The sequence below is a fragment of the Mesorhizobium sp. RSR380A genome (assembly GCF_054719385.1).
Genome location: NZ_JBTTIB010000001.1, coordinates 2952035 through 2977957 on the forward strand (window position 1 = coordinate 2952035; position 25923 = coordinate 2977957).

Genomic DNA, 25923 nt, shown 5'->3' on the forward strand with positions numbered 1-25923 from the left:
CCAGATCAATAGCTGAGCCGCTTGGCTACCGATCCAAATGGTACCCGACTCGGGTCTTCGATACGAATTCCACTGGCAAGGAGGATATCCCTGATCTATCAATGCACTCAATCGGGGGACCATCAGAAATGAAATGCTTTCTTTCTCACAGTAGTGCGGACAAGGCTTCATTTGTAAGCATTGTTGCTGATCGATTGGGAGACCGAGCCGTCTACGATGGGTACAATTTCGAATCTGGGATGGCCACCCTCGACGAAGTCATGGCTGGGATCGGGTCGTCTGACATATTTGTATTATTCATATCCGACCATTCTTTGAACTCTGACTGGGTAAAGCGGGAGATTACCGCCGCTATACCAATGCTTGAGTCATCGCTTATCAAGCGGTTCTTACCAATACTGATTGACAAGGTCATCGATCATACCGATCCACGCATTCCAAAGTGGATTGGCGAGAATTACAACTTACGCTTTGTCTCGAAGCCAACGGTTGCAGTTCGCCGTATCACCACAGTTTTCAATCAGCTTTCCCTCGGCTCACACCCCAAGCTTGAAGCGCGACGCCGCCTTTTCGTGGGTCGCAACAGAGAGCTCGATCGGATCGAGCGCCGCCTGGATGACTACTCAAAATCGCTTCCCTCAGCTTTGCTGATATCAGGTATGCGCGAGATAGGGCGAAAGTCCCTTCTGGTGTACGCTCTCCGTAAGGTAAATAAAATCAGCGCCACCTATGCTCCGATAACAATTCCTCTCCAGCAAGAGGATGGAATTGATGGCCTGATCAGCAAGATATTTGATGTAGGGATCTACGATGGATCCCTTGATGTTGACGATCTGCCGGCTATGGATGTTACAAGCAAGATTTCATTCTTAATTGAGCTACTGTCATCCTTCTCTGCTCAAAACGAAATACTTCTGATAGACGACTGGAGGTGTATCGTGCGCTACGGAGGGGCGATGCCAGAGTGGTTCGTTCCAGTTTGCGAGGCTCTCCCCCCGAATCGGCTCGTGTTGGCAATCGCTTGCGCCACGCGCCCCAAGTTGCCGGCGGAGCATAGGCAGACTACTGCAGTTTACGTCGACAAGTTAGATGAACTGGACCCTGAAGAACGGATCGGGCTGCTTGTTCGTTATCTTCGAGATATCGAAGGAATTTACAACTTAAGTGCCGGGCAGATCGATTGGGTTCGACCTGCTTTGAACGGATACCCGGAGCAAGCAATTTACGCTGGACAATTGATTGCCGAGAAAGGTGTTTCCCTGGCTCAGGAGGCCGCAAGAGAAATCTACGACTTTTCGGCAATGCGCGCGAGCGTCTATGTCGACAAATATCTAGCCAACGAAGATATGTATGAGTTCCTAACATTTTTAAGCTGGTTTGACTTCCTCTCGATCGACGTAATCTCTAAGATACGCGATATAATCAGACTCCCCCTTATGGATTTTATCAACGAGTTCTTAGACGACGGCATTTGTTCGCTTATTGGCTCTGTTGGAGAGTATTTAAGGTTAAATGATGTTATTCGAGATTATATAGCTCGCGGCAGCCTTGAACTGCCACGCCGATACTCAAAAGCTATGTTGTCGATATCCAGGCAGGTGTTCACGGCGGATGACTCGTCTATGTTTGACTACTCCGAAACATATGCTGCTGTGCGCGCCGCATTGCTTGCAGGCCGATCGGTCCCGGAACGATTGCTTATCCCTGCACACTTTTTGGGAGCTATATCACAGAGCTACAAAAACCGCCGCTACAAAGACGTGATCGAGCTTAGCTATCGGGTGCTACAACGTCCGAACTACGAGGCCTTCGTAAAGGAACAAGCAAGGCATTACTTGTGTATGGCTCTCGCTCGAACAAGAGACAGCCGATTCCTAGCGGAGGTTCAGCATGTGAAGGGCACCGAACACAATTATATCCTTGGGTTTTATTATCGAGTGATGGGCAGGTATGACGAGGCAATAGCTCGCTTCGAGAGGGCCATATCAGATGGTCGTTGGGAAGAAAACGCGAAGCGCGAGATAGTCCTCATTTACAATATTCAGGAGCAATATAAAGAAGCGTACGCCTTGGCAAAAGAAGAGCTACACGGATTATCCGGGAAATGCTGTCACGGTACAGGCATACTTTCAGGTCCTTCTGAATATGCCGCATGACGAGGGGAATATACTGGAACTAAAGGCAGCTATGGAAACCATCAAGAAAGTGAAAGGCGATAAAGCGTATGAAATAAGGATCTGCATGGACGCTCGATTCGATTTCCATATACTGCATTTGACTGGCTCAGCAATAGCAAAGGCAGATACTGCTATCGCTCGGTTCCCTCGATCTCCATACCCGGTACTGGCAAAATTAGAGATCGGAGTGGCAAAGAAAGACATCAAAATAATCAATAGTGCGATCGAATCACTGCAGGATTTCGATCAATCAGACCAGCAGGTCCGAGTTCCTCTTAGGAAGGCAGAGATCTATGTGCTGGCACTAACTGGTCAAAAAGACGTGGCTCTATCAAAGGTGGATAGCGAACTGCGCTTCCTACACCCCTTGGCTAAGGAAAGGTTCCGTAAACGGATCTTGTCCGCCTAGCCTCAATCCCCCATCTTCAGCGCCTGGATAAACGCCTCCTGCGGAATATCCACCTTGCCGAACTGGCGCATCCGCTTCTTGCCCTCTTTCTGCTTGTCGAGCAGCTTGCGCTTGCGGGACACGTCGCCGCCGTAGCACTTCGCGGTCACGTCCTTGCGCAGCGCCGAGATGGTTTCGCGGGCGATGACCTTGCCGCCGATGGCGGCCTGGATCGGGATCTTGAAGAGGTGGTTCGGGATCAGCTCCTTCAGCTTCTCGCACATCTGGCGGCCGCGCTTTTCCGCCGCCGTGCGGTGGACCAGCATGGACAGCGCGTCGACCGGCTCCTCATTGACCAGGATCGACATCTTCACCAGGTCGCCTTCCTTGTAGTCGGTCAGGTGGTAGTCGAAGGAGGCGTAGCCCTTGGAGATCGACTTCAGCCGGTCGTAGAAATCGAAGACGACTTCGTTGAGCGGCAGGTCGTAGATCAGCATGGCGCGCTTGCCGACATAGGACAGGTCGGCCTGGATGCCGCGCCGGTCCTGGCAGAGTTTTAGAATGCCGCCGAGATAGTCGTCGGGGGTCAGGATGGTGGCGCGGATCCACGGCTCCTCGATGGCCGAGATCTTCACCACGTCGGGCATGTCGGCGGGGTTGTGCAGTTCCTTCATCGAGCCGTCGGTAAGCAGCAGCCGGTAGACGACCGAGGGCGCGGTAGCAATGAGGTCGAGGTTGAACTCGCGCTCCAGCCGCTCCTGGATGATTTCCAGATGCAGCAGGCCAAGGAAGCCGCAGCGATAGCCGAAGCCGAGCGCGGCACTGGTTTCCATTTCGTAGGAGAAGGAGGCGTCGTTGAGGCGCAATTTGCCGACGGCGGCGCGCAGATCCTCGAAATCGGCGGCGTCGACCGGGAACAGGCCGCAGAACACCACCGGCTGCGCCGGCTTGAAGCCGGGTAGAGCGTGCGCGGTCTGGCGCTTGTCCTCGGTGATGGTGTCGCCGACGCGGGTGTCGGCCACTTCCTTGATCGAGCCGGTGAAGAAGCCGAACTCGCCGGGGCCAAGCTCGTCGACATTGATGCGGGCCGGCGTGAACACGCCGGTGCGCTCGACCAGATGTTTTGCGCCGGTGCCCATCATGCGGATGGTCGCGCCCTTTTTCAGCACGCCGTCGATGATGCGCACCAGAACGATGACGCCGAGATAGGCGTCGTACCAGCTGTCGACCAGCATGGCCTTCAGGGGTGCTGACGCATCGCCTTCGCGCGGGGGCGGCAATTGGTGGACGATGGCTTCGAGCACATCGGGAATGCCAAGCCCGGTCTTGGCCGAGATCAGCACGGCGTTGGAGGCGTCGATGCCGATGACCTCCTCGACCTGCTCGCGGATGCGCTCGGGCTCGGCCGCCGGCAGGTCGACCTTGTTCAGCACCACGACGATTTCGTGGTTGTTGTCGATGGCCTGGTAGACATTGGCCAGCGTCTGCGCCTCGACGCCTTGGCTGGCGTCGACGACCAGCAGCGAGCCCTCGCAGGCGGCCAGCGAGCGCGACACTTCATAGGCGAAGTCGACATGGCCGGGCGTGTCGATGAGGTTGAGGATATAGTCCTCGCCATTGTTGGCGCGGTATTTCAGCCGCACCGTCTGCGCCTTGATGGTGATGCCGCGCTCGCGCTCGATGTCCATCGAGTCCAGCACCTGCTCCTTCATGTCGCGCAGCTCCAGCCCGCCGGTGGACTGGATCAGCCGGTCGGCAAGCGTGGATTTGCCATGGTCGATATGGGCGACGATGGAGAAATTGCGGATGTGGTCGAGAGGCGTGCTCATGGCGCGCGCTTTAGCAGGGGCGGGTTGCAGGGGCAAGCGGGGTGGCGGTGCCCTTGCCTTCTCCCCTTGTGGGAGAAGGTGGATCGGCGCGCAGCGCCGAGACGGATGAGGGGTGTTCCAGCTTGACGCCGGCGTTCTTTCACCGCCATGGCTGCAAACTGACATCCCTTACATAAGCGATTATCGTGGTGCAGACGCTGTCCATGTCTTTCAGGACATCGTCGTTCCAAAAGCGCAACACACGAAAGCCTCTCGCCTCCAGTTCCGTTCTACGGGCCTGGTCTGACTCTGAGTCCGCATGCTGACTCCCATCGATCTCGATGATGAGGAGTGATTCAAGACAAGCGAAATCGGCGACGTATTTTCCAACAGGAACTTGGCGCCGAAATTTGATCCGATCGAGCCTGCGGTCACGTAGTTCGTGCCACAGTTTGTCTTCCGCCTCCGTCATTTCACGTCGGAGCGAACGGGCAAAGTTTCGTTTGGCAGGAGCGACGGGCTGATGTGGCATGACGTTAGATTAACCAACGTCTCACTCCGCTGGAACACCCCTCATCCGTCTCGGCGCTTCGCGCCGATCCACCTTCTCCCACAAGGGGAGAAGGCAACGACGCGTCCGCCCCCAATCACGAAGCGGTGAACCATGTAACGAAGCCTCGGGCAGCGACGAAGTGTGGGATGAACCCGCCGCAACGGAGACCCCTGATGACTGGACTTAACCCAAAACGCGCCGGCATGCTGGCTGCCGTAGGCGCCGCGCTGATGATGCTTGGCGGCACCGCCTTCGCCCAGCCGCTCACCGTGGTCGAATTGTTCACCAGCCAGGGCTGTTCGTCCTGTCCACCGGCCAATGCCAACCTGATCAAGGTCAAGGACGAGCCGGGTGTTCTGGCGCTGTCGTTCAACGTCACCTACTGGGACTATCTCGGCTGGAAAGACATTTTCGGCCGCGAGGAATTTACCCAGCGCCAGGTGCGCTATGAGCCGTCGCTCGGCCGCTCCGGCCCGTTCACGCCGCAGGTGGTGGTCAATGGCGGTGCCGATGCGGTGGGCGCGGCGCCCGGCGAGATCGAGCAGCTGATTTCCGCGAGCGGTCACACGAAGGGGCCGATGCTGTCGCTCGACGGTGGCAAGATCAGCATCGGCGCCGGTTCCGCGCCGGCCGGCCGCGCCGATGTCTGGCTGGTTCGCTACAACAAGGGCGTCGTCGAAGTGCCGGTGGCGCGCGGCGAGAATACCGGGCGCACGCTGCCGCATGCCAATGTCGTGCACTCGCTGGAGAAACTCGGCAGCTGGAGCGGCGACGCCACCACACTGCCGCTGCCGGCGGCAAGCGGCGGGCTGAGCACCGCGGTGCTGGTGCAGTCGCCGGGTGGTGGGCCGATCCTGGCTGCAGCCGCCGACTGATTCTTATTCTACGCAACGCCGCTAGCGCGGCATAACCGGGCTCGCATCCGCGCGCCCTCTTCAAGGAGGAAATACCATCATGACCAAGACCCTGACCGCGCTCGCTTTTGCGCTTTCGATGACCGCCTTCGCCTCCGGCGCCCGCGGGGACGAAGCGACCAACGCCATGAAGCCGGCGATGGCAACTGATGCGATGAAGCCCGCGACCGATGCCATGGCGCCGGCGACCGATGCCATGAAGCCAGCCGATCCGATGGCGACGAATGCAATGAAACCCGCCACCGACGCCATGAAGCCGGCCGATGCCATGAAACCCGCAACGGATGCGATGAAGCCGGCGGACGCCATGGCGCCCGCGCAATAAGACTTGATCCCATGGCCGGCCGCACAGTGGCCGGGCCGGCGCACGGCAATTTGAGAAACCTGGCGGGACGTTCTGTCGTATAGTCTTCGCCACCATCAAGGAGATCAGACATGACCGGCATTGCAAGGACGAGAACGCCGATCTTCAAGAGCGCGCTTGCCGCGCTCATCGTCGCCGCCGCCGCGGCCGCCTTCTGGCAGAGCCCGGCGCGCTCGGCCGAGGACGCGGTGGTGATCCCGCCGCCGGCAATGGACGAGAAGGCCGCCAGCGGCAGCGAGAAGGCTATCTTCGCCGGCGGCTGCTTCTGGGGCGTGCAGGGCGTGTTCCAGCACGTCAAGGGCGTGACCAAGGCCGTCTCCGGCTACACCGGCGGCGCCAAGGATGACGCCGTCTACGAAACGGTGGGCAGCGGCCGCACCGGCCACGCCGAATCGGTCGAGATCACCTACGATCCCTCCAAGGTGACCTACGGCCAGCTGCTGCAGGTCTATTTCTCGGTCGCCCACAACCCGACGCAGTTGAACTTCCAGGGCCCGGACTCGGGCACCCAGTACCGCTCGACGATCTTTGCCGAGAATGGCGAGCAGCAGAAGATCGCCCAGAGCTACATCGCCCAGCTCGACCAGGCCAAGGTGTTTGCCAAGCCGATCGTCACCACGCTGGAGACGGGCAAAACCTTCTATCCGGCCGAGGAATATCACCAGGACTTTCTGACGCTGAACCCGACCTACCCCTACATCGTCTACAACGACCTGCCCAAGGTCGCGAATTTGAAGGCGCTGTTCCCGGGGTTGTACAGCGAGAAGCCGGTGCTGGTGCTGGCGGGGAAGAGCTGAGCACCTAATCTCCCCCCTCGAGGGGGAGATGTCGCCGGAGGCGACAGAGGGGGTCGGTCCGACCGGACGCGACCTCCTGCGGCAGAAGAAGGTTAGCGCTCCACGCGCGGCGACCCCCTCTGGCCTGCCGGCCATCTCCCCCTCAAGGGGGGAGATCAGCTCCCCTTCAATCATACGTCAGATCCGTCGCCTTCCCGCCGAACACCCGATACGCATAGAACGAATAGAAGATGATCACCGGCAACACGACGACCGTGCCGGCGAGGATGATGGCCAGGCTTTCCGTCGCCGACGCCGCCTGCCAGATGGTCAGCCTGTCGGGCACCACGAAGGGGTAGAACGACCAGGCAAGCCCGCCAAAGCCGAGCGCGAAGATGGCGGCGAGCGTCAGGAACGGCCGCAGCGCGTGGCGATCGTCGGGCTTGGGCAGATGGAAGGTCTGCCGCCACAGCCACAGGAACAGCAGCGCCGACAGGATCGGCAGCGGCGACAGATAGAGCATTTCGGGCCAGACGAACCATTTGGCGAAGATACGCGGACTGGCGAATGGGGTCGCCAGCGACACCGCCGCCATGCCGAGCGCGGTCAGCACCAGGGCCGTGCGCAGCCAGGCCACCGCCTTCCTCTGCAATTCGCCCTCGGTCTTGTAGATGACCCAGGCCGCGCCCATCGCTGCATAGGCCGCCGACAGGCAGAGCGCCACCAGCGCCCCGAAAGCGATGCCGCCAAAGCCGACATCGAGGCCAAGCACATAGACGCCGAGCATATAGCCTTGCGCCAGCGAGGCGATGACGGAACCGAGGAAGAAAATGCGGTTCCAGCGGTGCTTCTTGCCGGCGGGCACCTTGGCGCGGAAATCGAAGGCGACGCCGCGCAGGATGAGGCCAACCAAAAGCACGAAGACCGGAATGTAGAGCGCGGTGAGGATGACGCCATGCGCCAGCGGGAAGGCGACCAGGAGCAGGCCGACGGCCAGCACCAGCCAGGTCTCGTTGGCATCCCAGAACGGGCCTATTGCCGCGATCATGGTGTCCTGCTCGGCATCTTCGGCGACCGAGAACAGGATGCCGATGCCGAGATCGAAACCGTCGAGAATGACGTAGATCAGGATGGCGAGGCCCATCAGGCCGGCGAAGACTAGGGGCAGCGCGGTTGGCCAGTCGAAGCTCATCGGTCTGTCATCCCTCTCATCAACGGTTCTGCCTTTCGCTATTGCTCCGGGCGTTCGTCATTCGAAAAGCCAAATCGTTGGCTTTTCGTCCGCTACGCGGACCATTCCTCACTCCGCTGCGGCCGGTTGCGACATGGCCGTCTTCATCACGCCCGGCAGCGGCGAGGTGTCGCCGTCCTTGGCCGCCTTCAGCGCCAGGTGCACCAGCACGCCGAGATAGGCGATCAGCAAAAGCACATAGAGGATGAGATAGATGGCGAGCGTCAGCGCGACATGGCTGCCGGCGACCGGGCCGATAGCGTCGGCGGTTTTCAGCACGCCGGTGACCAGCCAGGGCTGGCGGCCGATTTCGGTGGTGTACCAGCCGGCCAGCGTCGCCAGCCAGCCCGACAGCGCCATCGGCACCATCAGCATGGCCAGCGGCCTCGGCAGGCTGTGGCGGCGCTTGAGGAAGAAGGTCGCCGACCACGAGACGATGAGCATCAAAATGCCGGCGCCGACCATGATGCGGAAGCCCCAGAACACCGGGAACACCGGCGGGTGCAGGCCGGGATAGTCGTTGAGCCCCGGCACGATACCGCTGGTGGAATGGCGCAACACCAGGCTGGCGCCGTCGGGAATGGCGATCTCGAATTTGTTTTCCTTCGCCGCCTCGTCGGGCAGCGCAAACAGCACCAGCGGCACGTTGGGGCCGGTGTTCCAGTTCGCCTCCATGGCGGCGATCTTCTGCGGCTGGTGCTCCAGCGTGTTCAGCCCGTGCTGGTCGCCGGCGAAGATCTGGATCGGGATCAGGATGGCGGCGGTGAAGACGCCGGTGCGCAGCGCCTTCCACATCGATTCCGACCGGTCGCCGGTGAGGTAGCGCAGCGCCGACAGGCCGGCGATCAGGAACGACACCGTCAGGCCGGAGGCAAGCAGCATATGCGTCAGACGGTAGGGCATGGACGGGTTGAAGACGATCGCCCACCAGTCGACGGGATGCGCCTTGCCGTCGATCATCTCGAAGCCGGCCGGCGTCTGCATCCAGGAGTTCAGCGCGATGATCCAGAAGGCCGACAGCGTGGTGCCGCCGGCGACCAATACCGTCGCCAGCGTGTGGACGCGGTTGGAGACGCGGCGGAAGCCGAACAGCATGATGCCGAGGAAGGCCGCTTCGAGGAAGAAGGCGGTGAGGATCTCGTAGGCAAGCAGCGGCCCGGCGATGTTGCCGACCTTTTCCATATAGCCCGGCCAGTTGGTGCCGAACTGGAAGCTCATGGTGACGCCGGAGACCACGCCCATGGCGAAGGACAGCGCGAACACTTTCACCCAGGTGAAATAGGCGCGCATCCAGGCGGAATCATTGGTGGCGTTGTAGCGGAGCTTGAAGAACAGCAGCACCCAGCCAAGCGCAATCGTGATGGTCGGAAACAGGATGTGGAACGAGATATTCGCCCCGAACTGCATTCGCGACAGGATGAGCGGGTCCATGCGGGCTCCGGCTGCTGTTGTTGGCGCAGAATAGGCGGCGGATGCGGTCCGGTCAAAGCGGCTTGGCGTCACGCGGGGCGCGTTGTCGCAGCAGATGGGATCAATCCGTCAGTGCCCCGATACCCCCATGACGAAACGGCAAAAGGGGAACGTTTGTCCACAATTGTCAGCAGCGGCATTGACTTCGCGCCGTACGCACCGACATTCAGCGCAATAATAATCCCCGCCTCTTTCAAACAGTCGTTTTCGGCCTCATGTCTTCCACTAATTTGCCTTCCATCATTTCGATTTCCGGGGTCACCAAGACCTACGCCACCGGCTTCAAGGCGCTGAAGGAAATCAACCTCGACATCGAACGCGGCGAGATTTTCGCGCTGCTGGGGCCGAACGGCGCCGGCAAGACGACGCTCATCTCGATCGTCTGCGGCATCGTCAACCGTTCGTCGGGAACGGTGACCGTCGACGGCCACGACATCAACCGAGACTACCGCGCCGCGCGCAGCCTGATCGGGCTGGTGCCGCAGGAGCTGACCATCGACGCGTTCGAGAGCGTCTGGGCAACCGTAACCTACAGCCGCGGCCTGTTTGGCAAGGCGCCCAATCCGGGCTTCGTCGAAAAGGTGCTGCGCGACCTGTCGTTGTGGGACAAGAAGGACGCCAAGGCGATCACGCTGTCGGGCGGCATGAAGCGGCGGCTGATGATTGCAAAGGCGCTGTCACATGAGCCGCGCATCCTGTTCCTCGACGAACCCACGGCCGGCGTCGACGTCGAACTGCGCCAGGACATGTGGGCGATGGTGCGGCGGCTGCGCGACGATGGCGTCACCATCATCCTCACCACGCACTATATCGAAGAGGCCGAGGCGATGGCCGACCGTGTCGGTGTCATCAACCGCGGCGAGATCATCCTGGTGGAGGGCAAGGCCGAACTGATGCGCAAGCTCGGCCGCAAGCGCCTGATCGTCGAATTGCGCAACCCGCTCACCGCCATTCCCGATGCATTCTCGCACTACGCCTTGGAGCTGTCGGGCGATGGCACACAGCTGACCTACACCTATGACAACCAGAGCGAACGCCCCGGCGTCGCATCGCTGCTGCGCGAACTCGAGACGGCCGGCATCCAGTTTCGCGACATGGACACGCAAAACAGCTCGCTCGAGGAGATCTTCGTCAATCTGTTGAGGCAAGAGCCATGAATTGGCGAGCAGTATGGGCGATCTACCGGGTCGAGATGGCGCGTGCGTTCCGCACCGTGCTGCAGAGCATCGTCTCGCCGGTGATCTCGACATCGCTTTATTTCGTCGTCTTCGGCTCGGCCATCGGCTCGCGCATCACCGAGATTGACGGCATCAGCTACGGCGCCTTCATCGTGCCCGGCCTGATCATGCTGTCGCTGTTGACGCAGTCGATCTCCAACGCCTCCTTTGCCATCTATTTCCCGAAATTCGTCGGCTCCATCTACGAGCTCTTGTCGGCGCCGGTGTCGTATCTGGAGATCGTCATCGCCTATGTCGGCGGCGCCGCGACCAAGTCGATCATCCTCGGCTTGATCATCCTGGCGACGGCCTCGCTGTTCGTGCCGCTCACCATCCAGCATCCGTTCTGGATGCTGGCCTTCCTTGTCTTGACGGCGGTGACCTTCAGCCTGTTCGGCTTCATCATCGGCATCTGGGCGAAAAGCTTCGAGCAATTGCAGCTGGTGCCGCTGTTGATCATCACGCCGCTGACCTTCCTCGGCGGCAGCTTCTATTCGATCAACATGCTGCCCGAGACCTGGCGCACGGTGACGCTGTTCAACCCGGTCGTCTACCTGATCAGCGGTTTCCGCTGGAGCTTTTACGGCAAGTCCGATGTCTCGGTCGCCGTCAGCCTGGGCATGACGACGGTGTTCCTCGCCATCTGCATCGCCATCGTCGCCTGGATCTTCCGCACCGGCTACCGGCTGCGCAACTGACCCTGCCGCTCTAAAGCGCGTCGCGTTTGAACGGACTCAGGCGACGCGCATTAGGTCTTTGTTTTTATGCATGTCGTTTGCTCAAATCGGGACCACTTTTGAGCGACATGCAAATAGGCGATCGCCCGTGCGCCGGTCAAATCAACAGTTTTGCTGAGGGCAAATTGGCCACGTTGGCCGCCACGGTTCTTGCTAGATCGCCTTGATGAGGCGCAGCAACCCCAGCATCTCGATCAGCCTGCCTTGGCGGAAGGCGATGTAGGTCGGTTCCTCGATGCCGTGGAAGCGGCGCTTGAACGCCGCCTGGCCCTTGAGGTTGAACTTGCTGCGGTTGACCCAGGGCGACTCATAGGCCCGCGCGAAGGCGTTGCGCCAGAAGCTCGATTCGGCAAAGCCGTTGGCTCCGACCTCGAGCATCGGCGACAGGCCGAGCGTGACGACCGAAATGCCCTCATTGCGAAACCGGTCGACGGCGAATTTGGTCAGCCCGATTTCGGCATGCGGCGAGGCATCGATGTGCTTGCGCTTGAACGAGGTGGTGTAGCCGATCACCTTGCCATCCCGGAACATCGGATCGAAATCGAGCAGAGCGACGAGCTCGCCTTCCGGGCTGTAGAGCACGAAACGGCGCATATCGATGCCGAGATGATCGGCAAAGGGGCGGTTGAGGAACGCCATCTCCCACCGCTTGACGATGCGGTCGGCCCGCCAGTTCTGTGACAGGCGCTGGACCTCGTCGAGATAGACCGCTCCTTCGCCAAAGGAAAACCCCTTCTTCAACAGCCAGCGTTCGGAATACCGCACGGTTTCGTTGCGCTTGCCGGAAAAATCGTGAGCCGGCAGTTCCAGCCGCGTGTCGACGCCGAGACGGTTGACCTGGTAGCCGAGCCCGGCCAGAACGCGCGCCGTCGGTTCGCCGATCTGCACGAACCACGGGCTGTCGGCGGCTTCGACAAAGCGCCTGATATAGTCGGGCCGATCGGCCGGATGGGCCACCGGGTCACCGAGCGCGAAATGGTGCTTCATCTTGGTGCCGAAGGCGATGTAGCCGTCGGCGTCGCCGAAATAGGACAGTTTTTGCTGCACGGCGGTCGAATAGGCCAGCGAGAAGTCGCCGTGCTGGCGGACAAGCGCCAGCCGCTCGACATGCGAAAAATCCTGGCGCGGCACCTTGGCTGCGGCGCCCTCCAGCAGTCTGTCGAGAAAGATGCGCAAGGAGGGCATGGTCGAGCTTCCGCGTGCCGATGATAAACAGAGGCTTGCCCCCAAGGCCTCGAATCAGTCGCATTGACGCGACCTCATTATCGATCATATCGCCCCTGTGCCATATGGGACGTGCCATATAGGACGGGTCCCCATGGCGCACCTGAAAGGAAATCTCGACCGAATGGCGGCTACGACAAGCGAAACGATGCCTATCGTCCTGGGGCCGAAAGGACCCGACTATACGGTTATCGTCATCGGCGCCGGAGCGGCGGGGCTGGCGGCCGCCGACGCGCTTGGCCGGCGCGGCGTGCGGGTCGTCGTGCTTGAAAAGGAGCCGCGGATCGCCGAACCGTGGCGACGGCGGCACGAGAAGCTGACCCTAAACACGCATCGCGCGCTGTCGACCCTGCCCGGCCTTGCCTATCCGCCACGCACCGCCGCCTTTCCGAACAAGGATGCCATCGTCGGTTATCTCGAGGATTTTGCCCGCGCGCGCGGCGTAAGGGTCGAATTCGGCACCGCCGCCGAGCGGATCGGACGCAGAGGCAATGGCTGGCTCGTCCATACGGGCCGGGAAACGCTGAGCGCCCGCAATGTCATCGTCGCCACCGGCCGCGACCGCTTGCCATGGACGCCGGACTGGCAAGGCAAGGCGACTTTCACCGGCAAACTTGTCCACGCCGCCGATTTCGGCACAGCGCAGGACTATGTGGGCAAAAGCGTGCTGGTGGTCGGGGCCGGAAATTCCGGCTTCGACGTGCTCAACCACCTCGCCCGTGCCGACACAAAGGCCATCTGCTTGTCAGCCAGGCAGGGTCCGTCGCTGATGCCGAAACGGATCGGCAAGGTCGCCGTGGCGCGCTTCGGCGGTTTCATGGCGATGCTGCCGACGTGGATTGCCGATGCCGCGATTGCCGCGACGCAGCGGCTGGTGTTCGGCGACCTCACCCGCTTCGGCCTGCCGCCGGCGCCGAAGGGCGGCGCCAGCCGGCTCGGCGTCGAGCAGATCGCTATTGCCATTGACGACGGCGCCGTCGCAGCGCTGAAGGCCGGACGGATTTCGGTGGTGGCGCCGGTGGCGGCTTTCGAAGGCGCCGGCGTGCGGCTGAACGACGGCACGGTGCTCGAGCCGGATGTAGTGATCGCGGCAACCGGCTATCGCACCGGCCTGGAGGCCATGCTGGGCGATCTCGGCGTGCTCGACGCCAAGGGCGTGCCGAAGGCCAATGGCGGCACCCCGAGCGGCCAGCCCGGCCTGTGGTTCATCGGCATGCGGCCAAGCCTGACCAGCTATTTTCACAGCGCCGGCCTGCAGGCCGAAGCGATTGCCCGTCAGATCGCCAAGGGGTTGTAGACGAGCGCTTCTGGACGGAGAACCACCGCGCACTTCGGGCTGCTGCTATGGCGCGGACTAGTGGTTCAACGCATCTGCAAGACGGATCGAATATCCTGGCGATTGGCTGAAACGCCGATCCCGTCGTCATCCACGGGCGAAGCAAGGAGCGTAGCGACGGCGCAGACCCGAGGATCCATGCCGTGACTTCTGAACTACGCTGCGTTGCAGGTTCTGCTCCGCTGCTTCCACGGCCAAGGCATGATCCCTGGGTCTCCGCGACGGAGCTTCGCTCCTGCTTCGCCCAAGGACGACGAAGTTGAGATGCTTGCGGCCAACCTCCAAAGCAGGCGCTTGAACTCGTTCATTGCATCATTATATAACATGTTATACTTATCCAGGAGACGGACCACCCATGGAAGACATCATTCGATCCCTTGGCTACCTCACCCTCGGCAGCAGGCTGAAGCGCATCGGCGAGCAGTTGCAGGCCGATACGCAGCGCATGCTCGATGGGCTGGAGGTGCCGGTGCAGTCCAGCCAGTATCCTCTGCTGGCCGCGCTCGACCGGCTCGGGCCGCTGCCTGTCGGCGAGCTGGCGCAGTCACTGGGGATCACCCAGCCGGGGGTGACGCGCAGCGTGGCGCTGCTGGCCGAGTTGGGGCTGGTCGAGGCCGCGCCATCGAACGACGACCAGCGCCGCAGGATGATCTCGCTGACCGCGAACGGCCAGCGCCTGGTCGATAAGGCGAAGCGAGACGTTTGGCCGCGCATCGAGAACGCCGTTGCCGACTTGTGCAAAGGCCTTGCAGGGCCGCTTCTCGAACAACTCTCGGCAATGGAGGAGGGCCTGGCGGCGGCCCCGCTCGACCGTCGTGTGAAACAGGATGTCGCGCCATGAGCCATGTCCTCGATCGTCCGGTCTGGAGCGCGCTCGACACGCGGCATCGGATCTTTGCGTATGGCGACAGGCTCGCCAGGCGCTATCCCTCCTCGATCGTCCCCTTCGCGGCTTCCGGAGCAGACGACGCTGAGAGTCTGCAGGCGCTCGCAAGCCTCATTCCTGCAGGTGAGAGCGTGTTCATGCTCCAGGCGGACCCCATTGCCTTGCCGCCGGAACTGACCGCGACCGTGACCGCCTTCGGCGTTCAGATGGTTGCCGAGGCGCCATTGCCTTCCGTGTCGGACGAGCGTGTGCAGCAGCTGACGCAGGACGACGCGGCCGAGATGCTTGCTTTGGCGTCACTGACCAAGCCCGGCCCGTTCACGCTCAAGGCGCTGAGCCTCGGCGAGTTCTGGGGCGTGAAAATCGACGGCCGGCTGGCGGCGATGGCCGGCGAGCGCATGAAGCAGCCCGGCTACAGCGAACTCAGCGGCGTCTGCTCGCATCCCGAATTTCGCGGCAGCGGCCTCGGCCGGCTGCTGTCGGTGTTCGTGGCCAACCGAATTTTTGCGCGCGGCGAAGTTCCCTACCTGCATGCCTATGCCAGCAATGCCAACGCGGTTGGATTGTACGAATCCATCGGCTTCAGGCTGCGGGCAGAGATGAATGTGGCCGTCGTGCAGCGCGCCGGCTAGAGCGTTTCACCGTTTCACGGAAACGGCGAACCGCTCCTAGGCCTTTATTTTTACGCAATTCCGGACGGAAAACCGCTTCACACTTTTCCTGGAATCGCTCCAGGCCGCCTTGCGGGCCTCAGGCTGATTTCGGCTCCAACCGGCGGAAACCCACGGTTTCCATAAGCATATCTTCCTCGACCATGCCGGCATTGTGCAGCGCAAGCAGGTTCAGCGCGATCTCCCGCGCCTCCGCCGAATCGGGATGCACGTCGCGCCTGCGGCAGGCTTCGTCGAACACGCGTTGCAGCCTGGCGATGTCGTCGGGTTTCAGCAGGCCACGGTCATAGACGGACTTTGGCATGGCACTCTCCTCCAGAAGAGGTAGGGCGCCATGTTTAAAAGTCCATTCTTTTCCAATGCTTGAGCGCAGCTGCCTGGGTTTGCACGAATCCGACCGAGCGTGGCAGTCAGACCGCGATCGCGCTGCCATTCATTCAGCACCTCGGCCGTGGCCTGTTCCGCCGCAGTCTGCTTGACGTGCCGCCACGCTTGCGAAACAAGAGCTGCCACAAAGGACAGCGAGGCACAAAAGTGAGTTTCTGGGGACTGGCGCAGCTCGTCGTTTCGACGGTGATCTTCCTGCTGGCGGCCATCGCGGCCAAGCAATGGGGGCTGGCGCCAAGCCTTGGCAAGATCGTGCTGACACTGGCGCTCTATACGGCGGGCAATCTGATGATGCTGCGGCTGGTTCGTGAGTTCGGCATGTCGGTCTCGTTCAGCCTGTCGGCGGTGATCCAACTGGTGGCGGTCAATGTGGTGGCGCTGGTGTTCTTCGGCGAACGCGTCAATGCCTTGCAGGCGACCGGCATCGTGCTGGCCATCGCGGCGGTGGTGCTGATCTCGCTCGGGCCTTACCTGCAGGGGCGACTGTAATCCGATGAAGACCCCGCGTGCGTTCACCAACTGGCTTGAATTTCCGGTGCTGCTGGCCGGGCTGGTGATAGCCGCCGGGCTGTGGGGCTTCGAGGAACTGATGGAGGTGGCGCGGGCCACCACGCCGCACGCTTTCGATACTGAGATCCTGCTCGCTTTCCGAAAAGTGGGTCAGTCGGATGTTCCCGTCGGCCCGGCATGGCTGGAAGGCGCGATGCGCGACATCACCAGCCTCGGCAGCTCCAGCGTGCTGGTGCTGATCGTAACGGCGGTGATCGTCTACCTCCTGCTGATCCGCAGGCCGAGGACGGCGCTGCTGATCTTTGTCGCGGTGGCCGGCGGGCAGCTGCTGTCGACCTTGCTCAAGGCCGGCATCGACCGGCCGCGCCCCGATCTTGTCTCGCACCTGGCCAACGAGACGTCGCTGTCGTTTCCCAGCGGCCACGCCATGCTGTCGGCGGTGACCTATCTCACGCTGGGCTCGCTGGCAGCGCGCTTCCTGCCGGGACGAACGACGAAAATCTATGTCCTCAGCCTGGCGGTGCTGATAACGCTGCTGGTCGGCGTCAGCCGCGTCTATCTCGGCGTCCACTGGCCTTCCGACGTGCTGGCGGGATGGTGCGCCGGCTTCACCTGGGCGACGCTGTGCTGGCTGGCGGCGCGAATGCTGCAGCGGAACAAGGCGGTGGCCGATGGCAACGAGCCCGAAGACTGACGATCCGGAGCGACATTCAAATCAGCCGGTTGATCAGCCCGTGTCCGCAGCCTGCCAGCAGAAAAACCGCCGACAGCAAGGCTGCCGAAGTCGTCAAGGTCCTGAAAATCTTCAACTGATATTTCCCCGCCAGTAGGAGCCAAGGCGGTAGCGTAGCATGCTCATCCCGTATCCCGCCATCCGGCTTTGTGGAGAGATCATGTTTCATGTATGCTTTATGATGGTTGAAACATCACTATGATTGTATTACACGTCGTCTCCGCAGACTCAGACGGGGGTTCCGACCGATGATCACTGCCGCGCAGATGCGCGCCGCGAGGGCGCTGGCCGGCATCGATCAGAAGACGCTCGCCGAGCGTGCCGGCGTTTCGCTTCCGACAATCCAGCGCATGGAAGCGAGTGACGGCGTGGTCAGGGGTGTGGTCGATACGCTGATGAAGGTTATCCAGGCTCTCGACGAGGCCGGGGTGGAGCTCATCGGCGAGAACCAGACCAGCGAGCGCGGCGGCCGGGGCGTGCGCCTCAAGCCGGTCGCGCCGCCGAACCCGCAAGGCTGAGCCGGCATATAGTCGCGACGGCGACCGCCGACAGTCCTGCCGACGATCCCGCCGCCTTCACGCAAGCGGAAGGCAGTCCATGGATCAGATCCGGCGGGCAGTGCATCAACCGGCCCAGAAGTCGGCAAAGCCGACATTTTCAGAGCTGTTCACGCCCAAGCTGGTGACGGTCTGGCGCGAAGGTTACCGCCTGCCGCAGTTCAAGGCCGACTTCATGGCCGGGCTGACCGTCGCTATTGTCGCGTTGCCGCTGTCGATGGCGATTGCGATTGCTTCGGGCGTGACGCCGGAGCGCGGCCTGTTCACGGCCATTGTCGGCGGCTTCATCGTCTCGGCGCTCGGCGGCAGCCGCTTCCAGATCGGCGGCCCGGCCGGCGCCTTCATCGTGCTGGTGGCGACGACGGTGCAGCGCGAAGGCGTCGACGGACTGCTGCTGGCGACGATGATGGCCGGCATCTTCCTGCTCGCCATCGGCTATCTCCGGCTCGGAACCTATATCAAATTCATCCCTTACCCGGTGACGGTCGGCTTCACCGCCGGCATCGCAGTCATCATCTTCTCCGGCCAGATCGTCGAACTGTTCGGGCTGAGGCTTGCCGGGCCGGAGCCCGGACCGCTGCTGTCGAAGCTGATGGCGATCGGCCACGCGGCCGGCACGCTCAATATCTCGGCAACGCTGGTGGCGGCGCTGACCATCGCCACCATCGTCGGGGTGAAGCGCTGGCGGCCCGGCTGGCCGGGCATGCTGATCGCCGTCGGACTGGCCTCCCTTGTCGTGGCGCTGCTTTCGCTGCCGGCGGAAACGATCGGCACGCGCTATGGCGGCATTCCGCGCAGCCTGCCGTTGCCGGCACTGCCGGGACTCAACCTCGACAAGGCGATTGCGGTGCTGCCGGATGCGGTGGCTTTTGCGCTGCTCGGTGCCATCGAATCGCTGCTCTCGGCCGTGGTCGCCGATGGCATGACCGGGCGGCGTCACCGTTCCAATTGCGAACTGGTGGCGCAAGGCTTTGCCAACATCGCGTCTGCCCTGTTCGGCGGCATCTGCACCACCGGCACCATCGCCCGCACCGCCACCAATGTGCGGGCCGGCGCGCATGGGCCGGTTTCCGGCATGCTGCATTCGCTTTTTCTGCTGGTCTTCATGCTGGTGGCCGCACCAATGGCGAGCTACATCCCGCTTGCCGCCCTTGCCGGGGTGCTGGCGGTTGTCTGCTGGAACATGTTCGAGAAGCAGGCCTTCGCCACGTTGCTGCGCGCTTCGCGCGGCGACGCCCTGGTGCTGATGGCAACCTTCCTGATCGTCGTCTTCCGCGATCTCACCGAAGGCATCGTCGTCGGCTTCGCGCTAGGCTCGATCCTGTTCATCGACCGCATGGCCAAGTCGATCGCCGTGGAGGCGGATTTGCCGCTGGTGCAGGACGATGTCGCCGACAGCAGCGGCCGCGCCTACGATGCAAGCGAGGCAAGCGACGCCGACACCGTCGTCTATCGCATCTCCGGCGCCTTCTTCTTCGGCGCCGCCTCGACTGTCGGCACGGTGCTCGACCGCATCGCCGACCAGCGCAAGAACTTCATCCTCGATTGCTCGGCGGTGCCGTTCTTCGATTCCACCGCGGCCAATGTCATCGAGGGCGCGGCGCACAAGGCGAAGCGCGCAGGGGTGCGTTTCATCATCGCCGGCGCCTCGCCGCAGACACGGCGCATGCTGATCAACCACGGCGTCAAGCGGCCGCTGGTGACCTTTGCCGCCTCGATCAAGGATTCGCGGGCGCAACTCAAAGCCGCGCCCGCTGGCTGAGCCGGCAAGTGTGCGCCGTCAGTCCAGGCTCAGCACCGCGATCTCGCCCTCGTTCATCAGCGGCACGAAGATCCGCGTGCCGTCTGTGCCGATATCGGCGCTGCCCGGCTTGAACTGCTCTACAGCCTTCGGCGCCTCGCCGACTTTGTACCGATAGAGCGTGCCGGTCATGAAGGCGGTGGCGTAGATGCTGTCGCCGATGGCGACGACGCCGTCGAGGTCGGAAAAGTTTTGTGCGCCAGGCAGCGGCGTCACGGCTTTCGTCGCGAGATCGACCGACAGCAGGCCCCCGGGCGCGGCAGTGCTGAAGTCCGGCTTGATGCCCTTGCCCCAGGACGCCACGATCAGCCGATCGCGATCGGCAAAGATGCCGTTGGGTGCGGCGAGCTTCGCATCCTTCACGAACAGTTCCGGCTTGTCGCCGTCAATGCGGTAGATCGCATCGGCCAGCATGTCGGTGACATAAACCTTGCCCGAACTGTCCGATGTCACGTCATTGAGGAAAACGGCGCCGGGCACATCGATCGTCGAGATGAGCTTGCCGCTGGCGAGATCGACGATGCGCACCTTGGTGATGTCGGCGACGTAGAGCTTGCCGCCAGAGATCGCCGAGCCCTTCGGTGCATCCATGCCGGCGGTCCAGTGCCGGCTAACGACCTTGCCGTCCAGCGACAGCACCGAGAGATAGCCGTTGCCGTCGGCCTCCCCGGGATTGCCGACGATGTTGGAGACGATAATGCGATTGTTGGCGGCATCGAACAGCGCCGATTCGGGTTGCTCGAAGCCCGAGGCGCGCCAGAGTTCGGCGGCCTCGGCCGCAGGCACGAGCGCGATACCGAAGGCGGCGAGACAAATAGAGGGGATGAGGGTTTTCACGGCCAGGTCTCCTGTGGTGGATGGCGGAGAGCTAGAGATGTCGATACTTTTCCGGAAGGGCGATTGCCGCTAGTATCGAAACGCGATACCAAACCGCGAGAAAAGAGGTGCATTCCATGAACGGCCTGATCTTCGAGGCGCTGAAGCGGACGCTGAAGGCCAAGGGCGTCACCTATCGTGAGCTAGCCGGGCGTATGGGCATTTCCGAGCCGACGGTGAAGCGCATCTTCCACGAGCGCAACTGCAAGCTCGACCGTCTCATCGGGATCTGCGCTGCCGCCGGCGTCGAGCTGGAAAACGTGCTGGGGTCGATGAACCGGGGGCCGGGACCGGTCAATCGCATCGCGCCGGAGATCGAGCGCAAGCTCGCGGGACGGCCGGCGCTGCTGTTCATCTTCGTCATGCTGTCGGAGAAGTTCACGCCCGAAGGCGTCATGCGCTCGCAAGGCTTGAGCGAAGCCTCGATGTTCCTTTATCTGCGCGATCTCGAAGCGATCGGCCTGATCGCATTGGGCAGCGGGCTGTCGGCACGGCTGCTGGTCGACACACCGATCCAGTGGAATTTCGAAGGGCCGCTCAGGCCGCTATTCGAGATGACAAACAAGAATTTCATCGGCTGGGCGATCACCCATCTGGAGCGGGAAGCGACCTTCGTCTCTTTCTCCAGGCGGATGCGGCCGGAGACGGCGGAGATGGTGAAGCGCGAGGCGGAGGAACTGGCCGAGCGCGCCAAGCTGCTCGCCCATCACGACCAGCACACGACGCCGGAAGACGGGCTGACCGGCTACAAATGGACGTTTGCTTTTGGCGCAACCCCGTTTCCGGCGATCATGCCGATCGGCCCGCACCCCAGGGATGCCGGTGCGTCCGACCGGCCCACCGCTCCGGCAAAGGGACGCCGCCCGTTGCCGGCCTGACTGGGCCATCATCCGAGCAGGATTGCATCTGGCGGCTGAGCTTGTCGCGCTCCAGTCCGGAGGTGCTTCAAAAATGAAGCCACATTCATGATAGAGTTCGCGCGCTGATTTGCCAGACTGTACGGGGCGGGTTTGCCGAATGCGTGACCGTCCCCGCAAAATCGAAGTGATCCTATGCCGACCGCGCCAACACTTGAACTTCGCCGCTATTCGCGCCTGAAAAATTTGCGGGAGCGCGCAGAACGCCAGGGTGCTGCATTGCAGTTCTGGGCGCGCACGGCATCGCTCGCCGTGATCTCCTGCTTCTTTTCCTTGATCAGCCGCTGGGATGCCTCGCTGCTCTTCGTGCTGGCGGGCCTCGCGCTGTTCCAACTCGTCGGCCTGATCCAGTTTCGCTTTGCGCGCCGTCGCAACGCGCCATGGTGGATCGGTTACCTCGTCGGTACGCTGGACATCATTCTGTTGACCGTTCTGCTGGTAACGCCCAACCCGTTTTCCCTCGAGGTCGCGCCGGCCGCGATGCAACTGCGCGAGGGCAGCTTCAAATTCCTGCTGATTTTCGTATGCCTTGGCGCGCTGACCCTTTCGACACGATTGGCGCTCTATCTCGGCGCGCTCGCGGCCTTGACGTGGACGATCGGGGTGGGATGGGTGGTTTTTCATGCGGGAACCGTCATTCCGGCAACGAACCTCTATTCGCTGCCGCTGACAGAGCGACTGAATCTCTATCTCAACCCCAATTTCGTCGATACGTTCGCGCAGGCGACCAATGTGTTGGTTGTGCTGATTATCGGCGCGATCATGGCGCTGGTCGTCTCTCGTTCCCGACATCTGTCGGAAGACTATGTCAAGGCGGAGCGCGCCCGCGCCAATCTCGCCCGGCATTTTTCGCCCAATGTCGTCGACCAGCTCGCCACGGATGACGAGCCCTTCGGCCCGGTCCGCCGGCAGGATATCGCGGTGCTGTTCGCCGACATCGTCGGCTTCACACACTATTCCGAGGATCATCCGGCCGAAGCAGTGTTCGAACTACTGCGTCAGTTCCACCGTCGCATGGAGCAGGTCGTCTTCGACCACCATGGCACCGTCGACAACTATATCGGCGATTGCATCATGGCGACCTTCGGGGTTCCGCAAGCCAGCCATGACGACGCAACCCGGGCCATCCGGTGCGCTGAAGCGATGATCGCCGCTATCGAAGACTGGAATGTCCAGCGTGTGTCCAGAGGATATCCGCCGCTGGACGTTCGGATCGGTGCACAATATGGCGCCGTCGTCCTCGGCGCGGTCGGCAGCGAGCGCAACCTGTCCTTCGCGGTGGTGGGCGACACCGTCAACGTCGCCAGCCGTTTGCAGGCGCTCTGCCGGGAGCTTCAGGCGAATATTTGCTTTGGGTCACGACTGATCGAGGCCGCGAAGGCGGAATCGCTCGGGACACAGCTGAATGCGCGCGATCATGGACCGGTTAGCATCCGCGGCCGGGACGAACCGGTCCATGTCTGGGTCGAACACAGAGCCGAAAACCAGGGCGCTATTGCGGTTTCGGCGTGATGCAGGCCGCCATGTGAGACGCCTGCACCTCGGCAGGATGGACGCCAGAAACCTCGACAGGATCGCGCCCGCCAGCGTGCGCAAAGCTGGCCCGTTCGAGAGCGACTTTCGCTGCCGCATCGATGCGGTTTGGTCGAAATGGTTAGCCGTGCGTTTTCAAATGCAGCATCGGATGGTGTTCGTAGTGCCCGGCGCCATTCTTCACGATCGGGTCCTCCGAGGTGATCGCCTCTATGTCCAGATCATCGGCAATCCGATAGAGCGACACCCCATAACCGCCAGCCGGGTCCATCACGGGGCCGTGCGCGACGATAAGCCTCTTTTCAAGCAGGTCATCCAGGAATGCTCCGTGCTGCTTCATCCACTCTTCCTCATCGGTGGTCATCGTTGCCAGAAAGTCGGAACGCGGCGGAATATATTTGCACAAATAGGACTTCATTCGTCGCTCCTCGGCGAAAGGAGGCTCGCCTGCCGGACTGGCCTGGCGATGCCTTGATTTTAGATCAATCGGCCACGCCCATCTGCTTGCGGAAGCTCTTGTCGAACATGTTTTCGGGCACGAAGCGCCGCATGAAGCGAAGACGGCCTGCCGTTTTGCCAGGCGTATAGCGCATGCTCGGCGTCTTTTCGGTGGCTGCCTGTACCACTTTGTCGGCCACGGCTTCCACCGGATCGCCGCTCGCGATTCTGTTGCGCCAGGTCGAATTCATGGCTGAGCGCCCCTGTTCGTAGACGCCGGAAATCCGGTCAGGCTGTTCGGCGTTCTCTTCCAGTCCGGTGCGGGTGAAGGCGGGCTCGACAAGGGAAACCCTGATGCCGAACGTTCGAAGTTCGTGATCGAGCGACTCGGAATATCCTTCGACTGCGTGTTTGGTGGCGGTGTAGAGGGCGGTGAATGGCCCCGGCAGGAAACCGGACACCGAACTGATGTTGATGATCCGGCCCTCGCCCTGTCTGCGCATGATGGGCAGCACTTCATTGGTCATGCGAACAATGCCGAAGACATTTATGTCGAACAGGCTTTGGGCTTGAGCGACCGATGATTCCTCGGCGCCGCCGATCAGGCTGCGGCCCGCATTGTTTACCAGTACGTCGATCCGGCCGGCGAGGGCGACAACTTGCTTGATGGCGTCTCTGACGGACCCATCATCGGTGACGTCGCAAGGGACCATGTGAATGCCCTGACGCACTTCGTTGGGCGCAGCTCGGCGGCTGGTGCCGAACACGCGATACCCCGCCCGGATGAGCGCAAGTCCGGCCGCATGCCCGATGCCACCCGAAGCGCCGGTGATCAGCGCGATCTTCTCGGCGCGCGACTGAACTTGTGTCATCTCAACTTTCCTGCGTAATGATTATGATCGTAATCATTGGGTGATAATGACCGCCGCAATCATTGTCAAGCGCCTCCGCCACGTCTTATATGTCGATCATCATCAATAGGAGAGGATGCGGTCGTGAAGGTGAGCAAGGAGATGGTCGAGTTAAATCGAGAGCGGGTCATCGATACCGCCGCAAAGCTCTTCCGCGAACAAGGGATCGACGGGATCGGCATTGCCGATCTGATGAGCGCGGCCGGGCTTACCCACGGAGGCTTCTACCGACAATTCAAGTCGAAGGACGACCTCATCGTTCAGGCCATGCAGCGGGCCTTCAGTGACATGAGCGCCGATCTATCCGCCCGGCTCGCTTCGACCGATACTCCGTTTGAGACGCTCGTGCGCCACTACATCTCGGACCATCATCGCGACAATCCGGGGCACGGATGCAGCCTCACCGCACTGGCGGCCGATGCCGCCCGGCACGACGATCCAGCGCTTCGATCGTTCTTCGGAAGCATCGTCAGCAATTATGTCGCGTTGATCATTTCACTCCTGCCGGGAAGCGACCCGGCCGCGAAGCGGAGTGCCGCGATCGCATTCCTAGCGGAAATGGTCGGATCGGTGATCCTCTCCCGCGTCGTGCCCGATCCGACGCTTTCCGCTGAGATCATCGACACTGTCTCGAATGATCTCATAGGGCGCCACTCGCCATCGGCGCCGGTTTGAATGGTTGCTATTCGGCGGCCTTCGCCTCAGCGGCCCTATCTTCCCAGGTCACCGCCCGGTAGTCGAAACCAAATTCCAGCGTCGGTTTCACGATGCGGAAGAAGGGCGACAGGTCGAAGTCGCGCGGCGTGTAGAGCGAGTGGTGGCGGATGTGCAGGATTTCGCGGCGCGAATAGTTCGACTGCGCCGAGGCGCGGCCGGGCGCGCGGGTGATCTCGGGCAGGATCGGGTAGCGGATCTCACCATAGGCTTCGGCGATCAGCGTCGAGCAAATGGCGCGCGTCGGATCGCCGGAACCGAAAGCCAGCATGCGGCGGCGCCAGCGCACCGGCACCGGTGGCGTCGGCAGGAAAAAGCGCAGCATGTCGAAGATGTTCTTGAGATCGTATTTCAGGCCGAGCTTGCCGATCATGAAGGCGACGACATGGTCGCGGTCTTCCGGCGCCAGCCCGCTCGCCCGGCAGATACGGGTGTTGTAGGTGCGGTAGCGCGACAGCGGCACGGCGACACAGCCTTCGCCGAGCGTGACTTCGATCAGCCGACGCCGTTCCGATCCGTCCTCCGGTTCGGACAACGCATCGCCGATATAGAAGGCCGCATGCGACCAGGTCGACTGTGTCAGGTATTTGATCGCCGCGGAGATCTTCTGGTTGCCTTCGATGAGCAGGATGTCGCCGGGTTCGAGCGTGCGCCGCAACGTCTCGGCGTCGGACGGCGTGTAGGGCTCATAGCCCGAGGATTCGTCCTGCAGCCGGCCGGCAAGCCAGCGGCCAAGTCGGTCGAGAAGCGTGTCGCGCGGCGCGGTCATGGCAAAGTGTGACTAGCACGAGGTG

28 protein-coding genes are annotated in these 25923 nt (G+C 61.8%); 17 read left to right on the forward strand and 11 right to left on the reverse strand.

The window, feature by feature from the left end; genetic code table 11:
- Positions 1–128 precede the first annotated feature (128 nt).
- Positions 129–2156 carry a toll/interleukin-1 receptor domain-containing protein gene (locus ACYG9Z_RS14325; RefSeq protein ID WP_198020719.1) on the forward strand — a complete coding sequence of 676 codons (2028 nt, stop codon included), beginning with the start codon at positions 129–131 and terminating at the stop codon, positions 2154–2156.
- Between the two features lie 31 nt (positions 2157–2187).
- Positions 2188–2586: a hypothetical protein gene (locus tag ACYG9Z_RS14330; protein WP_156931572.1), complete on the forward strand. Its 399-nt coding sequence runs from the start codon at positions 2188–2190 to the stop codon at positions 2584–2586.
- A gap of 2 nt (positions 2587–2588) precedes the next feature.
- Here the strand turns inward: ACYG9Z_RS14330 and lepA are convergent, their stop codons facing one another.
- A complete protein-coding gene (lepA, locus tag ACYG9Z_RS14335; RefSeq protein WP_023687530.1) occupies positions 2589–4394 on the reverse strand; it encodes a translation elongation factor 4 in 1806 nt (601 codons plus the stop codon).
- A gap of 139 nt (positions 4395–4533) precedes the next feature.
- Positions 4534–4905: an endonuclease domain-containing protein gene (locus ACYG9Z_RS14340; RefSeq protein ID WP_023681256.1), complete on the reverse strand. Its 372-nt coding sequence runs from the start codon at positions 4903–4905 to the stop codon at positions 4534–4536.
- Between the two features lie 194 nt (positions 4906–5099).
- Here ACYG9Z_RS14340 and ACYG9Z_RS14345 point away from each other — a divergent pair, with 194 nt between their 5' ends.
- From ACYG9Z_RS14345 to msrA, 3 genes are all read left to right on the forward strand, one after another.
- Complete coding sequence (locus ACYG9Z_RS14345) at positions 5100–5801, forward strand: DUF1223 domain-containing protein (RefSeq protein ID WP_023752370.1); 702 nt, start codon at positions 5100–5102, stop codon at positions 5799–5801.
- 79 nt (positions 5802–5880) lie between these two features.
- Entirely contained in the window at positions 5881–6165 is a 285-nt protein-coding gene (locus tag ACYG9Z_RS14350; protein WP_023752369.1) for a hypothetical protein, read from the forward strand.
- 110 nt (positions 6166–6275) lie between these two features.
- Positions 6276–7001 (forward strand): peptide-methionine (S)-S-oxide reductase MsrA, encoded by a 726-nt coding sequence (gene msrA / locus ACYG9Z_RS14355; RefSeq protein ID WP_023673263.1) that lies wholly within the window; start codon positions 6276–6278, stop codon positions 6999–7001.
- A gap of 166 nt (positions 7002–7167) precedes the next feature.
- Here msrA and ACYG9Z_RS14360 read toward each other — a convergent pair whose 3' ends face one another.
- Both ACYG9Z_RS14360 and ACYG9Z_RS14365 read right to left on the reverse strand, forming a co-directional pair.
- A complete protein-coding gene (locus ACYG9Z_RS14360) occupies positions 7168–8172 on the reverse strand; it encodes a cytochrome d ubiquinol oxidase subunit II (RefSeq protein WP_023752368.1) in 1005 nt (334 codons plus the stop codon).
- A 108-nt stretch (positions 8173–8280) separates the two neighbouring features.
- Positions 8281–9642, reverse strand: a complete 1362-nt coding sequence (locus tag ACYG9Z_RS14365) for a cytochrome ubiquinol oxidase subunit I (protein WP_023752367.1) — start codon at positions 9640–9642, stop codon at positions 8281–8283.
- Between the two features lie 269 nt (positions 9643–9911).
- Here ACYG9Z_RS14365 and ACYG9Z_RS14370 point away from each other — a divergent pair, with 269 nt between their 5' ends.
- The gene (locus ACYG9Z_RS14370) at positions 9912–10838 is read left to right on the forward strand and encodes an ABC transporter ATP-binding protein (protein WP_023692970.1); all 927 of its coding nucleotides are present in this window, start codon (positions 9912–9914) and stop codon (positions 10836–10838) included.
- Positions 10835–11596: an ABC transporter permease gene (locus ACYG9Z_RS14375; RefSeq protein WP_023703863.1), complete on the forward strand. Its 762-nt coding sequence runs from the start codon at positions 10835–10837 to the stop codon at positions 11594–11596. Before ACYG9Z_RS14370 ends, ACYG9Z_RS14375 begins: the two co-directional genes overlap by 4 nt.
- A 192-nt stretch (positions 11597–11788) precedes the next feature.
- On the opposite strand, the gene ACYG9Z_RS14380 is transcribed toward ACYG9Z_RS14375, so the two are convergent.
- Complete coding sequence (locus tag ACYG9Z_RS14380) at positions 11789–12820, reverse strand: phosphatidylglycerol lysyltransferase domain-containing protein (protein WP_023703862.1); 1032 nt, start codon at positions 12818–12820, stop codon at positions 11789–11791.
- Positions 12821–12953: 133 nt separating this feature from the next.
- Between ACYG9Z_RS14380 and ACYG9Z_RS14385 the strand changes: the two genes are divergently transcribed.
- The 3 genes from ACYG9Z_RS14385 to ACYG9Z_RS14395 all read left to right on the forward strand — a co-directional run bounded on the left by ACYG9Z_RS14385 (position 12954) and on the right by ACYG9Z_RS14395 (position 15713).
- The gene (locus tag ACYG9Z_RS14385) at positions 12954–14156 is read left to right on the forward strand and encodes an NAD(P)-binding domain-containing protein (RefSeq protein WP_156931571.1); all 1203 of its coding nucleotides are present in this window, start codon (positions 12954–12956) and stop codon (positions 14154–14156) included.
- Positions 14157–14550: 394 nt separating this feature from the next.
- Complete coding sequence (locus ACYG9Z_RS14390) at positions 14551–15036, forward strand: MarR family winged helix-turn-helix transcriptional regulator (protein ID WP_023681266.1); 486 nt, start codon at positions 14551–14553, stop codon at positions 15034–15036.
- Positions 15033–15713 carry a GNAT family N-acetyltransferase gene (locus ACYG9Z_RS14395; RefSeq protein WP_023681267.1) on the forward strand — a complete coding sequence of 227 codons (681 nt, stop codon included), beginning with the start codon at positions 15033–15035 and terminating at the stop codon, positions 15711–15713. The genes ACYG9Z_RS14390 and ACYG9Z_RS14395 overlap by 4 nt, the downstream gene beginning before the upstream one ends.
- Positions 15714–15831: 118 nt before the next feature.
- On the opposite strand, the gene ACYG9Z_RS14400 is transcribed toward ACYG9Z_RS14395, so the two are convergent.
- Complete coding sequence (locus ACYG9Z_RS14400) at positions 15832–16056, reverse strand: hypothetical protein (protein WP_023673272.1); 225 nt, start codon at positions 16054–16056, stop codon at positions 15832–15834.
- Positions 16057–16286: 230 nt separating this feature from the next.
- Here ACYG9Z_RS14400 and ACYG9Z_RS14405 point away from each other — a divergent pair, with 230 nt between their 5' ends.
- A complete protein-coding gene (locus ACYG9Z_RS14405; protein ID WP_023673273.1) occupies positions 16287–16628 on the forward strand; it encodes a hypothetical protein in 342 nt (113 codons plus the stop codon).
- Between the two features lie 4 nt (positions 16629–16632).
- A complete protein-coding gene (locus ACYG9Z_RS14410) occupies positions 16633–17343 on the forward strand; it encodes a phosphatase PAP2 family protein (protein WP_023752365.1) in 711 nt (236 codons plus the stop codon).
- A 16-nt stretch (positions 17344–17359) separates the two neighbouring features.
- On the opposite strand, the gene ACYG9Z_RS14415 is transcribed toward ACYG9Z_RS14410, so the two are convergent.
- Positions 17360–17551: a hypothetical protein gene (locus ACYG9Z_RS14415; RefSeq protein ID WP_155923589.1), complete on the reverse strand. Its 192-nt coding sequence runs from the start codon at positions 17549–17551 to the stop codon at positions 17360–17362.
- A gap of 79 nt (positions 17552–17630) precedes the next feature.
- Between ACYG9Z_RS14415 and ACYG9Z_RS14420 the strand changes: the two genes are divergently transcribed.
- Positions 17631–17900, forward strand: coding sequence for a helix-turn-helix domain-containing protein (locus ACYG9Z_RS14420; protein ID WP_023673276.1), 270 nt, complete (start codon positions 17631–17633; stop codon positions 17898–17900).
- 79 nt (positions 17901–17979) lie between these two features.
- Positions 17980–19701, forward strand: coding sequence for a SulP family inorganic anion transporter (locus ACYG9Z_RS14425; RefSeq protein WP_023752364.1), 1722 nt, complete (start codon positions 17980–17982; stop codon positions 19699–19701).
- 18 nt (positions 19702–19719) lie between these two features.
- Here ACYG9Z_RS14425 and ACYG9Z_RS14430 read toward each other — a convergent pair whose 3' ends face one another.
- Complete coding sequence (locus ACYG9Z_RS14430) at positions 19720–20577, reverse strand: SMP-30/gluconolactonase/LRE family protein (protein WP_023681271.1); 858 nt, start codon at positions 20575–20577, stop codon at positions 19720–19722.
- 116 nt (positions 20578–20693) lie between these two features.
- On the opposite strand from ACYG9Z_RS14430, the gene ACYG9Z_RS14435 reads away from it, so the two are divergent.
- Together ACYG9Z_RS14435 and ACYG9Z_RS14440 are read left to right on the forward strand one after the other, a co-directional pair.
- Positions 20694–21494: a helix-turn-helix domain-containing protein gene (locus ACYG9Z_RS14435; RefSeq protein WP_023681272.1), complete on the forward strand. Its 801-nt coding sequence runs from the start codon at positions 20694–20696 to the stop codon at positions 21492–21494.
- Positions 21495–21668: 174 nt separating this feature from the next.
- Positions 21669–23045, forward strand: a complete 1377-nt coding sequence (locus ACYG9Z_RS14440; RefSeq protein WP_023681273.1) for an adenylate/guanylate cyclase domain-containing protein — start codon at positions 21669–21671, stop codon at positions 23043–23045.
- Positions 23046–23187: 142 nt separating this feature from the next.
- On the opposite strand, the gene ACYG9Z_RS14445 is transcribed toward ACYG9Z_RS14440, so the two are convergent.
- Together ACYG9Z_RS14445 and ACYG9Z_RS14450 are read right to left on the reverse strand one after the other, a co-directional pair.
- A complete protein-coding gene (locus ACYG9Z_RS14445) occupies positions 23188–23484 on the reverse strand; it encodes a YciI family protein (protein ID WP_023703852.1) in 297 nt (98 codons plus the stop codon).
- A 64-nt stretch (positions 23485–23548) separates the two neighbouring features.
- On the reverse strand, positions 23549–24376 hold the full coding sequence (locus tag ACYG9Z_RS14450; protein WP_023673282.1) for an oxidoreductase: 828 nt from the start codon (positions 24374–24376) through the stop codon (positions 23549–23551).
- A gap of 123 nt (positions 24377–24499) precedes the next feature.
- Between ACYG9Z_RS14450 and ACYG9Z_RS14455 the strand changes: the two genes are divergently transcribed.
- Entirely contained in the window at positions 24500–25090 is a 591-nt protein-coding gene (locus ACYG9Z_RS14455) for a TetR/AcrR family transcriptional regulator (RefSeq protein WP_023673283.1), read from the forward strand.
- Between the two features lie 7 nt (positions 25091–25097).
- Here ACYG9Z_RS14455 and ACYG9Z_RS14460 read toward each other — a convergent pair whose 3' ends face one another.
- Positions 25098–25898: a C40 family peptidase gene (locus ACYG9Z_RS14460; RefSeq protein ID WP_023681276.1), complete on the reverse strand. Its 801-nt coding sequence runs from the start codon at positions 25896–25898 to the stop codon at positions 25098–25100.
- Positions 25899–25923: the final 25 nt, after the last annotated feature.

Bases quoted from the DNA above. Each gene is read 5' to 3' on its own strand.
- ACYG9Z_RS14325 (WP_198020719.1), top strand. From the start codon at position 129: ATGAAATGCTTTCTTTCTCACAGTAGTGCGGACAAGGCTTCATTTGTA.
- ACYG9Z_RS14330 (WP_156931572.1), top strand. From the start codon at position 2,188: ATGGAAACCATCAAGAAAGTGAAAGGCGATAAAGCGTATGAAATAAGG.
- lepA (WP_023687530.1), bottom strand. From the start codon at position 4,394: ATGAGCACGCCTCTCGACCACATCCGCAATTTCTCCATCGTCGCCCAT.
- ACYG9Z_RS14340 (WP_023681256.1), bottom strand. From the start codon at position 4,905: ATGCCACATCAGCCCGTCGCTCCTGCCAAACGAAACTTTGCCCGTTCG.
- ACYG9Z_RS14345 (WP_023752370.1), top strand. From the start codon at position 5,100: ATGACTGGACTTAACCCAAAACGCGCCGGCATGCTGGCTGCCGTAGGC.
- ACYG9Z_RS14350 (WP_023752369.1), top strand. From the start codon at position 5,881: ATGACCAAGACCCTGACCGCGCTCGCTTTTGCGCTTTCGATGACCGCC.
- msrA (WP_023673263.1), top strand. From the start codon at position 6,276: ATGACCGGCATTGCAAGGACGAGAACGCCGATCTTCAAGAGCGCGCTT.
- ACYG9Z_RS14360 (WP_023752368.1), bottom strand. From the start codon at position 8,172: ATGAGCTTCGACTGGCCAACCGCGCTGCCCCTAGTCTTCGCCGGCCTG.
- ACYG9Z_RS14365 (WP_023752367.1), bottom strand. From the start codon at position 9,642: ATGGACCCGCTCATCCTGTCGCGAATGCAGTTCGGGGCGAATATCTCG.
- ACYG9Z_RS14375 (WP_023703863.1), top strand. From the start codon at position 10,835: ATGAATTGGCGAGCAGTATGGGCGATCTACCGGGTCGAGATGGCGCGT.
- ACYG9Z_RS14380 (WP_023703862.1), bottom strand. From the start codon at position 12,820: ATGCCCTCCTTGCGCATCTTTCTCGACAGACTGCTGGAGGGCGCCGCA.
- ACYG9Z_RS14385 (WP_156931571.1), top strand. From the start codon at position 12,954: ATGGCGCACCTGAAAGGAAATCTCGACCGAATGGCGGCTACGACAAGC.
- ACYG9Z_RS14390 (WP_023681266.1), top strand. From the start codon at position 14,551: ATGGAAGACATCATTCGATCCCTTGGCTACCTCACCCTCGGCAGCAGG.
- ACYG9Z_RS14395 (WP_023681267.1), top strand. From the start codon at position 15,033: ATGAGCCATGTCCTCGATCGTCCGGTCTGGAGCGCGCTCGACACGCGG.
- ACYG9Z_RS14400 (WP_023673272.1), bottom strand. From the start codon at position 16,056: ATGCCAAAGTCCGTCTATGACCGTGGCCTGCTGAAACCCGACGACATC.
- ACYG9Z_RS14410 (WP_023752365.1), top strand. From the start codon at position 16,633: ATGAAGACCCCGCGTGCGTTCACCAACTGGCTTGAATTTCCGGTGCTG.
- ACYG9Z_RS14415 (WP_155923589.1), bottom strand. From the start codon at position 17,551: ATGAAACATGATCTCTCCACAAAGCCGGATGGCGGGATACGGGATGAG.
- ACYG9Z_RS14420 (WP_023673276.1), top strand. From the start codon at position 17,631: ATGATCACTGCCGCGCAGATGCGCGCCGCGAGGGCGCTGGCCGGCATC.
- ACYG9Z_RS14425 (WP_023752364.1), top strand. From the start codon at position 17,980: ATGGATCAGATCCGGCGGGCAGTGCATCAACCGGCCCAGAAGTCGGCA.
- ACYG9Z_RS14435 (WP_023681272.1), top strand. From the start codon at position 20,694: ATGAACGGCCTGATCTTCGAGGCGCTGAAGCGGACGCTGAAGGCCAAG.
- ACYG9Z_RS14440 (WP_023681273.1), top strand. From the start codon at position 21,669: ATGCCGACCGCGCCAACACTTGAACTTCGCCGCTATTCGCGCCTGAAA.
- ACYG9Z_RS14445 (WP_023703852.1), bottom strand. From the start codon at position 23,484: ATGAAGTCCTATTTGTGCAAATATATTCCGCCGCGTTCCGACTTTCTG.
- ACYG9Z_RS14450 (WP_023673282.1), bottom strand. From the start codon at position 24,376: ATGACACAAGTTCAGTCGCGCGCCGAGAAGATCGCGCTGATCACCGGC.
- ACYG9Z_RS14460 (WP_023681276.1), bottom strand. From the start codon at position 25,898: ATGACCGCGCCGCGCGACACGCTTCTCGACCGACTTGGCCGCTGGCTT.